Here is a 12,874-nt window from a genome sequence, read left to right as displayed (position 1 = left end):
GCCGAGGCGGCAGTCCCGTCGGGGCAGAAGTCAGTGGCGTCAGGTTCGGCGCAGCAGATGCTGCTGGACGCAGGCTTCGAGCTCACCCTGCGCCCCATGCGCTACCCGCAGTTCTACGAGATGTATCGCGATGCGATCAAGAATTCGTGGACCGTGGATGAGATCAACTTCCAGATCGATATCAGCGACCTGCACTCGAAGATGACGGCAGCGGATCGGCACCTGATCCACCGGCTCGTGGCCTTCTTCGCCACTGGTGATTCGATCGTGTCGAACAACCTGGTGCTGAACCTCTACCAGCATCTCAACGCGCCGGAAGCGCGGATGTACCTGTCGCGCCAGCTGTATGAAGAAGCGCTGCACGTGCAGTTCTACCTGACCCTGCTCGACAACTATCTGCCTGACCCGTCAGAACGGATCAAGGCCTTCGCTGCGGTGGAGAACATCCCGTCGATCCGACAGAAGGCCGAGTTCTGCTTCAAGTGGATCGACAGCCTGCAGGATCTGCGGCGTATCGAGACGCCAGCGCAGCGCCGGCAGTTCCTGCTGAACCAGATCTGCTTCGCGGCCTGCATCGAGGGGCTGTTCTTCTTTGCCGCCTTCGCCTACGTCTACTACTTCCGCTCTCGCGGTCTATTGCCTGGGCTGGCCTCCGGCACCAATTGGGTGTTCCGTGACGAGAGCTGCCACATGGCCTTCGCCTTCGAGTGCGTGCGCACGATTCGCAGCGAAGAGCCCGAGCTGTTCGACTCAGCCATGCGGCAGCAGGTCTACGACATGCTGGAAGAAGCCATCGAATGCGAGCTCGCGTTTGCCGAGGACGTGCTTTCTGGCGGCGTGGCCGGCATCTCGATGCGTGACATGCGGCAGTACCTGCAGCACTGCGCCGACCAGCATTTCGCCAAGCTCGGGCTCCCACCGCGTTACCACGTGCGCAATCCGCTGCCCTTCATGGAGCTGCAGGACGTTCAGGAGCTGACGAACTTCTTCGAGCGCAGAGTCTCGGCCTATCAGGTGGGCGTGAGCGGCGTTGTGGCCTTCGATCACGCGTTCTGAGCGATCCAGAGCGCGCTTCTGAAACGCGAAAGGCCCGGCAGTGCCGGGCCTTTCGCTTTCGACATCGATGGAGTACCTACTTCACGCCAAGCTGGTCCAGCAGGAAGGCGTAGTACTCGGCGGCCTCACGGAAACGCTGGAAGCGTCCCGACTTGCCACCGTGCCCGGCCTCCATGTTGGTGCGGAAGACCAGCAGGTTCTCGTCGGTCTTCTTCGCGCGCAGGCGGGCCACGTACTTGGCAGGCTCCCAGTACTGCACCTGGCTGTCCCAGAGGCCGGTGCCAACGAAGGTGGCTGGGTAGGCCTTGGCTTCGATCTGATCGTAGGGCGAGTAGGCCAGCATGTAGTCGTAGTAGGTCTTGTCCTCGGGGTTGCCCCACTCGTCGTATTCGTTGGTGGTCAGCGGAATGCTCGGGTCAAGCATCGTGGTGACCACGTCGACAAAGGGCACCTGGCTGACGATGGCGCGGTACTTCTCCGGCGCCATGTTGGCCACCGCCCCCATCAGCAGGCCGCCGGCGCTGCCACCCATGGCGGACACACGATCAGCAGCGACGTATTTCTCCGCCACCAGAAAATCGGTGACGTCGATGAAGTCGGTGAAGGTGTTGAGCTTCTTCAGCAGCTTGCCGTCCTCGTACCAGGCACGGCCCATTTCCTGTCCGCCGCGGATGTGGGCGATCGCGTAGACCATGCCGCGGTCGACCAGGGACAGCACGTTCGAGTTGAAGGCCGGATCGATGCTGTTGCCGTAGCTACCGTAGCCGTACTGCAGCAGGGCCGCGCTGCCGTCGCGCTTGAAGTCGGCGCGATGCAGCACGGTCACCGGCACGCGGGTGCCGTCGCGGGCGGTGGCCCAGAGGCGCTCGGTGACGTAGTTCTTCTTGTCGAAGCCGCCCAGCACCGGCTGCTCCTTCAGCAGCTTGCGCTCGCCGGTCACCACGTTGAGCTCGAAGGTGGTGGCTGGCGTGGTCAGCGAGGTGTAGCTGTAGCGCAGCCAGTCGGTCGCAGGCTCGGCGTTGACCGACAGGCCCATCGCATAAGCGGTCTCATCGGCGGCGACGTACTGCTCGCTGCCGTCGTTCTTGCGCAGGCGCAGTCGGGTCAGGCCCTCGGAGCGCTCCTCGACCGCGAGGAAGCCGTCGAACAGGGCGAAGTCCTCGATGAACACCTTGTCGTCGTGCGCGATCAGGTCCTTCCACTCGGTGCGGGCACGCACGTCATTCTCGCTGGCCTGCATCAGGCGGAAGTTCTTGGCCTCCCAGTTGGTGCGAATGACCCAGCGCTCGCCGAGGTGGTCGGCCGAGTACTCGAAGTCGCGCTCGCGCGGGGCGAGGATCTCGAAGTCACCCGGGGCCGCCGCCAGCGTGCAGCGCATCTCCGAGGACACGGTGCTGCTGACGCTGATGCAGATGTACTTGTCCGAAGTGGTCTTGCCGACGCCCATGTAGAAGCTGGGGTCGCGCTCCTCGTAGACCACGCGGTCCTTGCCCTCGGCGAGGCCCAGAGTGTGCAGGCGCACGCGCGTGGTCAGAAGAGTCTCGGGGTCGTTCTCGACGTAGTAGAAGCTGCTGCTGTCCGCCGTCCACGCGATGCTTGCCGAGAGGCCCTTGATCTCGACCGGCAGCAGCTCGCCGGTTTCGAGGTTCTTCACCCGCAAGGTGTACTGGCGGCGACCGCTGGTGTCCTCGAAGTAGGCCATCAGGCGATTGTCGGGGCTGACCTCGTAGCGCGCGATCTGGAAGAAGCCCTGCCCTTCGGCCAACTTGTTGACGTCCAGCAGCACCTCTTCGGGGGCGTCCATGCTGCCCTTGCGACGCGCATGGATCGGATACTCGCGGCCTTCCTCGAAGCGGGTGTAGTACCAGTAGCCATTCTCCTGGAAGGGCACGCTGGAATCGTCCTGCTTGATGCGTCCGACCAGCTCGCCGTAGAGCTGTTCCTTGAGCGCCGCCAGTGGCGCCAGCATGGCATCGGCATAGGCGTTCTCGGCCTGCAGATAGGCCAGCATCTGCGGGTCCTTGCGGCTGTCGTCGCGCAGCCAGTAGTACTCGTCCTGGCGCACCGCGCCGTGCGGAGCCTTGACCTCATGCGGCCGCGTCTCGGCGACGGGTGGTTTCGGCGTGTCCGCGGTGGCGGTGTCAGCGGCACCGCCGCCCGCATCGGGGCCTCGGGAGCAGCCGGCAACCGCGAGGATTGAAGCTGCCAGCGCGGCGAGCCGCGGCAGCTGGCGATGAGAGGCGTGCATGCTCATGGGGTCTCCTTCCATGCAGAACCCCGGCCTGCGCCTGCAGACCGGGGTCGGATGTGGGTTCTGGGGCGAACGTTCGCCGCAGCCGACGGAGTCTACGCCGGCTGCGGGACAAACGAGATCAGCCTTTGGGGAACAGGTGCTGACGCAGGAAACTGTAGGCAATCGCCTGCATGTAGGCGCGCTGGCCGTTGTCGGCCGCGCCGCCATGGCCGCCTTCGATGTTCTCGTAGTAGGCGACGCTGTGGCCCTGCTCCTGCATGCGCGCGAACATCTTGCGGGCGTGGCCCGGATGCACGCGGTCATCGCGGGTCGAGGTGGTGAACAGCACCGGCGGGTACTTCGCGTCGGCCTTGACGTTCTGGTAGGGCGAGTACTTCTGCAGGAACTCCCAGTCGGCGGTGTCGGGGTTGCCGTACTCGGCCATCCAGGAGGCGCCCGCCAGCAGCAGGTGGTAGCGCTTCATGTCGAGCAGAGGCACCTGGCAGACCACCGCGCCGAACAGCTCGGGGTACATCACGGTCATGTTGCCCATCAGCAGGCCGCCGTTGCTGCCGCCCTGCATGCCGAGGTGGGCCGGCGCGGTGATGTTCTGGGCGATGAGTTCCTTGGCGACCGCCGCGAAGTCCTCGTAGGCCTTGTTGCGGTTGGCCTTCAGCGCGGCCTGGTGCCAGCGCGGGCCGTACTCGCCGCCGCCGCGGATGTTGGCGACCACGTAGACGCCGCCGTCCTGCAGCCAGGCGCGACCGACCGCTCCCGAGTAGCCGGGCGTCAGCGAAATCTCGAAGCCGCCGTAGCCATACAGCAGGGTCGGGTTCTTGCCGTTACGCTCCATGCCCTTGCGCGCCACCATGAAGTAGGGAACGCGGGTGCCGTCGTCGCTGGTCGCGAAGCCCTGGGTGATCTCAAGGCCTTCCTTGTCGAAGAAGGACGGCATCTCCTTCAGCTTGGCCTTCTCGCCCAGCAGCTCGCCGAGGTAGAGCGTGGTCGGGGTGAGGTAGTCGGTGCTGGTCATCCACACCAGGTCCGACTTCTCCTCGTCATAGGCGCTGACCGACACCGTGCCGAAAGCCGGCGCTCCGGGCAGCGGCTGCGAGGCCCAGGGCTGGCCCGCTTCGGCCGCGGGCGTCAGCACGCTCAGGCGGTTCTTGACGTCCTCCAGCACGTTAAGCACGAGGTGGTTGGCGGTGAAGCTGTAGCCCGCCAGCGAGGTCGTGTCGCTCGGCTCGAAAAGCACGGTGAAGCGGCGCTCGCCAGCGAGGAAGGCATCGAGCTTGGCCGCCAGCAGGCTGCCCGCGGCGAAGGTGATCTCGGCCACGGTCAGCGGCTCGCGCAGTTCCAGCAGCAGCCAGTCCTTGTGCACCGATTTGTTGGCGCTGTTGGGCGCGTCGATCCTGGTCAGCGTGCCGCCGTCGCCGATGAGGTAAAGCTCGTCGTTGTAGAAGGCCAGCGTGCGCGAGACGAAGCTGCGCTCGTAGCCGGGGGTGTCGTCGTGGCTGGCGGCGATGTACATGTCATCGGCCTGACCTTCGTACACGGTCTCGGCGCTGGCGAGCTCGGTGCCGCGCTTCCAGCGCTTGGCGATGCGCGGATAGCCCGAGCTGGTCATCGAGCCGTCGCCGAAATCGGTGTAGACGAAGACCGTGTCGAGGTCGATCCAGCCCATGCCGCCCTTGGCCTCGGGACGGAAGAAGCCACCCTCGACGAAGGACTTGGTCGCGACATCGAACTCGCGGGTGACGTTGGCATCGGCACCACCGCGCGACAGGGACAGCAGACAGCGCGTGTACTCCGGACGCAGGCAGTCGGCACCCGCCCACACCCAGTTCTCGCCCTCGGCCTTGTTCAGCGCATCAAGGTCGAGGATCACTTCCCACTGCGGCGCGGCCGAGCGGTAGCTGTCCAACGTAGTGCGGCGCCACAGCCCGCGCGGGTTGTTGGCGTCCTGCCAGAAGTTGTACAGGTAGCCGCCCATCTCGCGGACGAAGGGAATCTTGTCGTTGGAGTCGAGGATCGCGCGCAGGTCGTCACGCAGCTGGGCGAAGCCTTCGAGGCTCTCCAGCGAATCCTTGGACGCAGCGTTCTGCGCGCGCACCCAGTCGAGCGCCTTTTCGCCCTCAACGTCCTCCAGCCAGAGGTAGGGGTCTTCGGCTGCAGCCACGCGGGTCTCCTCGGTCTTGGCGGGTTCTGCCGGCGCGGCAGCGGGTTCAGGGGCGCTGCCGCCGCAGCCGGCGAGGAGCAGCGAAGCAAGTGTCGCGGCAAGCAGGCCGCGAGTGGGACGGGATCGCGAGGTCATGCGGGTCTCCGGTGGTGTTTCGACAAGGCTAGGCGGGGGCGCCAGCGCGGTGCAGGGCTTGAAGTCACGAGGCCGGCTCATTCCCCCATGAACCGGCGATGCGCGTTGACCGACATGATGATTCCGAAGCCGGCCAGCAGGGAAACGGCCGAGGTGCCGCCGTAGCTCATCAGCGGCATGGGCACACCGACCACGGGCAGCACGCCCGAGATCATGCCGCTGTTCAGCACGACGAACAGGAAGAAGGTCATCGCCAGCGCGCTGCCGACCAGTCGCGCGAAGGTGTCGCGGGACTGCGCCACGATCCACAGGCTGCGGCCAATGATGAAGGCGAACAGCAGCAGCATGCCGGCCACGCCGACCAGACCGAACTCCTCGGCGAACACCGAGAAGATGAAGTCGGTCGTGTGTTCGGGCAGGAAGTCGAGCCGCGACTGCGTGCCCTCGCCCCAGCCCTTGCCGAACACGCCGCCCGAACCGACCGCGATTTTCGACTGGATGATGTTCCAGCCCGAGCCCAAGGGATCACTCTCGGGATCAAGAAAGGTGGTCAGGCGGGCGCGCTGGTAGTCCTTGAGGAAGAACCAGCCCACGGGCGCCGCCACCAGGCCGAGGCCGGCGAACAGCGCAATCCGCGACCAGGCGAGGCCGGCGAAGAAGATCACGAAGCAGCCCGAGGCCGCGACCGTGACCGCGCCGCCAAGATCCGGCTGGATGGCGATCAGTGCGGCCGGCACGCCGATGATGGGCGCGCAGACCAGCAGGCTGCTCCAGCGCGGCGGCAGCGACTGCCCGTGCAGGAAGGCGGCCACCGCCATCGGCAGGGTGAGCTTCACCAGCTCCGCCGGCTGCAGGTAGAACACACCCAGGTTAAGCCAGTGGCGACCGCTGCGGCCGGTGCCAAGCACCGGTACGAGCAGCAGCAACAGCAGGCTGAGCGCGAACAGCCATGGCGTCCACAGGCGCAGCTGCTGGGGTGGCACCAGCGCGATCAGCCAGAGCGCGCCGAAGCCGACCGCAAAACGCAGGGCTTGCGCCATGAACAGCTGGGGATTGCCATGCGTGGCGCTGTGCAGGGTCAGCAGTCCGGCCGCGGACAAGGCCAGCAGGCCCGCCAGCAGCGGCAGGTCGAGCCGCGGCACGAACGCGCCCAGTATCCCTCCCATGGGACGCAGAGGGCGGTTCACGGTGCCGCCTCGCGCAGGATCCATGCATCGAGGATCTGCCGCGCCACGGGTGCGGCGGCGCGCGTACCCGAGCCACCGGCTTCGATCACCAGGGCAAGCGCGATGGTCGGTTCACTGGCGGGTGCGAAGGCGATGAACAGGGCCTGGTTGCGCTGGTTCGCGGTCAGCCGCGAGGGATCGACATCGGTGGCGCCGCTGCGGCTGACGCGCTGGGCCGTGCCGGTCTTGCTGGCGATCCGGTAGGACAGGCCCTCGCCCATCGCCCGCGCGGTTCCTGTCGGGCCGTGCATCACCGCCTCCATCCCCTCGACCACCGCCTCTAGGTGGTCGGGGCGGATCGACAGCGGCGGCCCCAGCGGTGGAACGTCGACCTGCACGATCTCGGCATCGAACCCCGCCTGTGCGGAGCGCAAGAGGTGCGGGGGATGACGCTCGCCACCGGCGGCCAGGATGGCCGTGGCGTAGGCGAGCTGCAGCGGTGTGGTCACCCAGAAGCCCTGGCCGATGCCGGCGATGACGGTCTCGCCCGGATACCAGGGCTGGTTGCGCGCGGCACGTTTCCAGGCCGGCGTGGGCAGAATGCCGCTGGACTCGCCGATCAGATCGATGCCCGTCGGCGCACCAAAGCCGAACTGGGCGACATAGCCGGTCAGACGCTCGATGCCGAGGTCGAGGGCGAGTTGGTAGTAGTACGTATTGACCGACTGCGCCAGCGACTCGCGCAGATCGATGGTGCCGTGGCCTCCGCGTCGCCAGTCGCGGTACTCGCGCTCCTGGCCCGGCAGGCGGAAGGCTCCACTGGAGAACACCGTGTCGCTCGGGCGACGCAAGCCGAGCTCAAGTCCGGCGAGTCCGATGAAGGGTTTCAGGGTCGAGCCCGGCTCGTAGCCACCCAACAGCACCCTGTTGAACAGGGGTCGCGAGGGAGCGTTGAGCAAATCGGCATAGGCAGCGCGACCGATGCCGTTGACGAAGGGATTGGGGTCATAACTCGGCAGGCTGACCATCGCCAGCACTTCGCCGGTCCGCGGATCCATCGCGACCGCCGCACCCGACTGTCCCGCGAAGGCTGACACCGCCGCCTGCTGCAGTTCGAGGTCGAGGCTCAGGTAGAGATGCTCGCCGGACTCCGCCGCCTGGCGCTCCAGCACGCGCAGGGTGCGGCCCTCGGCATTGATCTCGACCCGCTCGATGCCAACCTGCCCATGCAGGCGGCTCTCGTAGAAGCGTTCGATGCCCGACTTTCCGACATGGGTTGCCCCGCGATAGCGCGCGGGGTCGAGGATTTCCTGATCCTGGGCATCAATGCGCCCGACGTAGCCGATGACGTGGGCGAGCAGTTCGCCGTAGGGATAGCGCCGGGTGAGATAGGGAACCACATCGACGCCAGGGAACTCGTGCCTGCGCACTGCGAAGCGCGCCACCTCCGATTCGCTGAGTCGCAGCTTCAAGGGCACCGCCTGGAAACGGCGCTTCGACAGCCGATCAGCCTCGAAGCTCTGCAGATCCTCCTCCGTCAGCTGCAGCAGTTCGGTCAGCGACCGCAGCGTCGCGTCGAGATCCTCGACCTGTTCGGGGACGAGTTCAAGCCGGTAGGCAGGCACGTTGTCAGCCAGCAGTCGACCGGCACGGTCGTAGATCAGGCCGCGCGCCGGCACGATCGGCCGGGAGCGGATGCGGTTCGCCTCCGATTCGGTGGCGTACTCCTCGTGCCTGACGACCTGTAGATGGGCGAATCGCGTACCCAGCGCCGCCAGAACCACCAGCGCCAGCACGAAGGCAATCGCGGCGCGCGACCGGAACAGTCGGGCCTCGGCCGCGGCATCCCGCAGGCGACGTACGCCACGCATGCTCAATCGCCCCGCTGGCGGGCGCGCAGCCGCAGCCCATCGAGGACAAGGAAAAGCCAGGGCCAGAGCGCGAGGCCCACCAGCGGCGACAGCCAGTAGTCGAGCGGCGGCATGGCTTCTCCGCTGAAGCCGCGGATCATCAACACGACCACGCGATCATTCAACAGCATGGCTCCCACCGCCAAGGCCTGCTGCCAAAGGGTGAAGAAACGCAGGCGGGGGCGGAAGCGCAGGACAATGAAGGCCAACATGCAGAGACGCAGGGCGTGCTCGCCCAACAGGCTGCCATGCACCACATCGGCGACCAGCCCGATGGCAAAGGCCACGCCGAGCCCGACCCGCTCGGGGGCTTCGAGCAACCAGTAACAGATGACAAGGGCCAGCCAGAAGGGCTTGAACCCTGCGAGTTCAACCGGAATGGGAAGCAGACCCAGCAGCAGGGCGACGAGGAGCGAGGCTGGGAACAGGGCGAAGTTGCGCAGGCGCATCAAGGCACCTCCGGCGGCGGCGACATCAGTTCGATCGGCGGACCGAAATCAGGCAGCGATTCGCTCATCGACAACAGCAGCACCTCGCCGCTGCGATCCAGGCGCGCCGCCGGCCGTGCACTGGCGACCAGAAACAGCCGAGTGTCATCAGCGCTGATCGCGGTCACTTCACCTACTGCGAGGCCAGCGGGAAAGCGCCCGCCGATGCCGGAGGTGACGAGCTGATCGCCGACAACGAGATCCGCACTCTGCGGGATATTGGGAAGGACCAGCTCATCGGTGCGGCCGGTGCCGTAGGCGATCGTGCGCAGGCCGGTGCGGACCACCTGCACGGGGACGCTATGGTTGGGGTCTGAAATCAGCAGCGCGGTGGAGGTGAAGGACGAGACCTCGAGGATTTGACCGACCACGCCCCCTGCGTCGATCAGCGCGAGCCCCTCCCGCGCGCCACGCTGGGCGCCGGCATCAAGCACGATCCGATGGCGGAAGGGGTCGAGATCGACGTCCAGCACGGAGGCCATTTGCACGCTGAGCTGGAGCCCGCGCGTGCCATTCAACAATTCGCGAAGGCGCAGATTCTCGATCTGCACGGCCTGCAGGCGACTGAGGCGGGCTTCGGCAACCAGCAGCCGGCGCTGGAATGCATCGCGCTCTTGTTGCAGGCGCTCGCGCGATGCAAGCAGATCGGAGGCGGCGCCCACAGCGCGCGAGGGCAGGCCGGCGAGCAGGTAGATCGGCTGCACCAAGGCAACGGCGTGAGCGCGCGCCTGCTCCAGCAGGGCGGTTCGGTGATCAGCCACCATCAGACCCACGGCGGCCAGCAGATAAATCAGCAGTCGGATAGGCCCCACGCCGGTGTCGGCAAAAAGACCGGGAGCCTGGCGGGGGTTGTAATTCACGTGCGCGCGTCGTCGGAAGCCGGCTGTTCTGCGCTCGAACGCTCTACGTTGAGAACGACGTAGGGCCGGCGCATCGCGATGGACGCGCGGGCACTCGTCGTAGCGTGCTGCCGCAGAGTCTGCTGGCGACTGCGGCGACTGCACTGGCCGAACCGAAGTCCACTTTTCACTCCGGAGCGAAGAAGTCGTTGCCGTGCATGTCGATCAGTTCGAGCGCACGACCGCCGCCGCGGGCGACGCAGGTGAGCGGGTCATCCGCCACGTGCACGTGCAAGCCGGTCTCCTCGGAGATAAGGCGGTCGAGGTCGCGCAGCAGGGCGCCGCCACCGGTCAACACGATGCCGCGCTCGGCGACGTCGGCGCAGAGCTCCGGCGGGGTCTGTTCCAAGGCAGCGCGTACGGCGCTAGTGATCCCGGCGAGAGGCTCATGCAGAGCCTCCAGCACCTCATTCGAGTTCATCGTGAAATTGCGCGGCACGCCCTCGGCGAGGTTGCGTCCAGAGAATTCGATCTCACGCACTTCCGCCTGCGGGAAGGCGCAGCCGATTTCGATCTTGATCTTCTCGGCCGTGGTTTCACCGATCAGCGTGCCGTGGTTGCGGCGAACGTAGCTGATGATCGCCTCGTCGAAACGGTCGCCGCCGATGCGCACGGACTGCGAGTAGACGATGCCATTCAGCGAAATCACCGCCACCTCGGACGTGCCGCCGCCGATGTCCAGCACCATCGCACCGCGCGCCTCGTGCACCGGGATGCCGGCTCCGATTGCGGCTGCCATGGGCTCCTCGATCAGGAACACTTCGCGCGCGCCTGCCTCTTCCGCCGATTCCTTGATGGCTCGGCGCTCGACCTGGGTGGAACCGCAGGGCACACAGATCAGGACGCGCGGACTGGGACGCAGGAAGCGCGAGCGGTGCACCTTGCGGATGAAGTGCTTGAGCATCTCTTCCGTAGTGCTGAAGTCAGCGATCACGCCGTCTTTCATCGGGCGGATGGTGGAAATATTGCCGGGCGTTCGACCCAGCATGCGCTTGGCCTCATGTCCCACCGCAGCCACCGACTTGTGAGAGCCTGGCCCGCGGTCCTGGCGGATCGCGACCACCGAGGGCTCATTCAGCACGATGCCCTGATTCCTGACGTAGATCAGGGTGTTGGCGGTGCCAAGATCGATGGAGAGATCGTTGGAGAAGAGGCCTCGAAGGCTCTTGAACATGGCGCAGCGCGCTCCGGCAGAAAAGCGCTCAAGCCTAGCAAGCGCCCCTTCGCTCAGCAAGGAAGCGCATTGCGGCATTGGCAATGGCAAAGGGGAAGCGGCGGGCCCTCGTCTGGCATGGCCTTGGACTATCGGCACACGGGTCACCGCGTGCGCAGCCCCACTCGCGATGGCCTGTTGGCGAGGCCAGGATTGGATTCTCGGCAGTCAGGCCTTGGGGCGTGGATCGAGCAGCGCCGCCAGCCCAGTGCTCGCAGGCGCACAAGGGGTGCGGATGGCGCCGGTATGCTTCAAACTTGCAGGTTCGTCGGCTGTGGCCGACCCACTCCCCCTCATTGAGCGCCGACACTCGGCCTCGTACCGGAGCCCCCATGCCTGCCCTGATCTGCGGATCGCTCGCCTACGACACCATCATGGTGTTCCAGGACCAGTTCAAGAATCACATCCTGCCGGACAAGGTCCATATCCTGAATGTGTCCTTTCTGGTGCCGCGTATGCGCCGTGAGTTCGGCGGGTGCGCAGGCAACATCGCGTACAACCTTAAGCTGCTTGGCGGTCACCCCATCCCGATGGCAACCGTCGGGCAGGATTTCGCCCCCTATCGGGAGCACTTCATCGGCTGCGGCATCAGCCTCGACCATGTCAAGGTGATCGACGACCTGTTCACCGCGCAAGCCTTCATCACCACGGACCTGGACGACAATCAGATCACGGCCTTCCATCCAGGCGCCATGATGCGCTCCTACGAGAACCACGTCCGCGATGTGCCGGGAGTGAAGTTCGGCATCGTCGGCCCGGACGGCTACGAGGCGATGCTGCAGAACTCACGTGAGTTCGCTGAGCTGGGGATCCCGTTCATCTTCGATCCCGGCCAGGCGATGCCGCTCTTCAATGGTGAGGAACTGCGCCAGATGATCGAGCAGGCCACCTACGTCACGGTCAATGACTACGAGTCGAGCCTGCTTCAGGAGAAGAGTGGCCTCAGCGCCAAGGACATCTCTGAAAGGGTGCAGGCCTACATCATCACCCGGGGGCCCAAGGGCTCCGAGGTGCACACGCGTCAGGGCGTGATGCATGTGCCTGCCGCGAATGCGATGCGCGTGGTGGACCCGACCGGCTGTGGCGACGCCTATCGAGCCGGCCTCATATTTGGACTCATGAACGGAATGGATTTGGCAACTGCTGGCCGGATCGCGTCACTCATGGGAGCTCTGAAGATCGAGCATCTCGGCCCGCAGAACCAGCGCTTCGACTATGAGGAATTCGCCGAGCAGTTCCGCCAGCAGTTCGGCTACGCCTTGAAATAGGCGCGGCGAAACCAGTCGCACAGGAAGCCCGCCCAGTGCGGGCTTCTTTTTGGCCTTTGAAGGCTCTGCAGTACGGTTGCGGGAATAAACCGAAGAGCCAGAGATATCCGCTATGGAATAGCGCTTCGAGGATTCGGCCCCGTCCTTGGGAACCCGCGAAATCTGTCGCTGCCGCCGAGGTTCCTATGCTGTGGTGCAGCTTGGAGTCAGCCGAGTCATTGCATTCGCGTACAAGGAAAAGGGCCACCCCGATTGGGGTGGCCCTTTTGGTGTAAGGCCCTGGCGATGACCTACTCTCACATGGCAAATGCCACACTACCATCGGCG

General features: G+C 65.6%; 9 protein-coding genes. 2 read left to right on the top strand and 7 right to left on the bottom strand.

What is annotated here, in order from left to right; translation table 11 throughout:
- The first annotated feature begins 57 nt into the window (after window positions 1-57).
- Window positions 58-1,056, top strand: a complete 999-nt coding sequence (locus BLP83_RS17185) for a ribonucleotide-diphosphate reductase subunit beta (protein ID WP_091245805.1) — start codon at window positions 58-60, stop codon at window positions 1,054-1,056.
- Window positions 1,057-1,132: 76 nt separating this feature from the next.
- Here the strand turns inward: BLP83_RS17185 and BLP83_RS17180 are convergent, their stop codons facing one another.
- From BLP83_RS17180 to BLP83_RS17150, 7 genes are all read right to left on the bottom strand, one after another.
- On the bottom strand, window positions 1,133-3,310 hold the full coding sequence (locus BLP83_RS17180) for a S9 family peptidase (RefSeq protein WP_245680070.1): 2,178 nt from the start codon (window positions 3,308-3,310) through the stop codon (window positions 1,133-1,135).
- Between the two features lie 118 nt (window positions 3,311-3,428).
- Window positions 3,429-5,603, bottom strand: a complete 2,175-nt coding sequence (locus tag BLP83_RS17175; RefSeq protein WP_091245802.1) for a prolyl oligopeptidase family serine peptidase — start codon at window positions 5,601-5,603, stop codon at window positions 3,429-3,431.
- Window positions 5,604-5,680: 77 nt separating this feature from the next.
- Window positions 5,681-6,769, bottom strand: a complete 1,089-nt coding sequence (gene rodA, locus BLP83_RS17170; RefSeq protein WP_091245882.1) for a rod shape-determining protein RodA — start codon at window positions 6,767-6,769, stop codon at window positions 5,681-5,683.
- Between the two features lie 17 nt (window positions 6,770-6,786).
- On the bottom strand, window positions 6,787-8,640 hold the full coding sequence (gene mrdA, locus BLP83_RS17165) for a penicillin-binding protein 2 (protein ID WP_091245799.1): 1,854 nt from the start codon (window positions 8,638-8,640) through the stop codon (window positions 6,787-6,789).
- Window positions 8,641-8,642: 2 nt separating this feature from the next.
- The gene (mreD, locus tag BLP83_RS17160) at window positions 8,643-9,131 is read right to left on the bottom strand and encodes a rod shape-determining protein MreD (RefSeq protein WP_176764271.1); all 489 of its coding nucleotides are present in this window, start codon (window positions 9,129-9,131) and stop codon (window positions 8,643-8,645) included.
- Window positions 9,128-10,171, bottom strand: a complete 1,044-nt coding sequence (mreC, locus tag BLP83_RS17155) for a rod shape-determining protein MreC (protein ID WP_091245795.1) — start codon at window positions 10,169-10,171, stop codon at window positions 9,128-9,130. The genes mreD and mreC overlap by 4 nt, the downstream gene beginning before the upstream one ends.
- A 22-nt stretch (window positions 10,172-10,193) precedes the next feature.
- Window positions 10,194-11,240, bottom strand: coding sequence for a rod shape-determining protein (locus BLP83_RS17150; protein ID WP_091245792.1), 1,047 nt, complete (start codon window positions 11,238-11,240; stop codon window positions 10,194-10,196).
- 371 nt (window positions 11,241-11,611) lie between these two features.
- Here BLP83_RS17150 and BLP83_RS17145 point away from each other — a divergent pair, with 371 nt between their 5' ends.
- A complete protein-coding gene (locus BLP83_RS17145; protein ID WP_091245790.1) occupies window positions 11,612-12,547 on the top strand; it encodes a carbohydrate kinase family protein in 936 nt (311 codons plus the stop codon).
- The last annotated feature ends 327 nt before the right edge of the window (window positions 12,548-12,874 follow it).

Origin of the sequence: Aquimonas voraii, assembly GCF_900101825.1 — a bacterium.
Classification (GTDB): Bacteria; Pseudomonadota; Gammaproteobacteria; order Xanthomonadales; family Xanthomonadaceae; genus Aquimonas; species Aquimonas voraii.
This window is presented reverse-complemented; position numbering and strand designations above follow the sequence as displayed.

What these genes read in the sequence shown, in the direction of transcription:
- BLP83_RS17175 (WP_091245802.1), bottom strand. Translation starts at nt 5,603, where the DNA reads ATGACCTCGCGATCCCGTCCCACTCGCGGCCTGCTTGCCGCGACACTT.
- mrdA (WP_091245799.1), bottom strand. Translation starts at nt 8,640, where the DNA reads ATGCGTGGCGTACGTCGCCTGCGGGATGCCGCGGCCGAGGCCCGACTG.
- BLP83_RS17185 (WP_091245805.1), top strand. Translation starts at nt 58, where the DNA reads ATGCTGCTGGACGCAGGCTTCGAGCTCACCCTGCGCCCCATGCGCTAC.
- BLP83_RS17150 (WP_091245792.1), bottom strand. Translation starts at nt 11,240, where the DNA reads ATGTTCAAGAGCCTTCGAGGCCTCTTCTCCAACGATCTCTCCATCGAT.
- BLP83_RS17145 (WP_091245790.1), top strand. Translation starts at nt 11,612, where the DNA reads ATGCCTGCCCTGATCTGCGGATCGCTCGCCTACGACACCATCATGGTG.
- BLP83_RS17180 (WP_245680070.1), bottom strand. Translation starts at nt 3,310, where the DNA reads ATGAGCATGCACGCCTCTCATCGCCAGCTGCCGCGGCTCGCCGCGCTG.
- rodA (WP_091245882.1), bottom strand. Translation starts at nt 6,769, where the DNA reads ATGGGAGGGATACTGGGCGCGTTCGTGCCGCGGCTCGACCTGCCGCTG.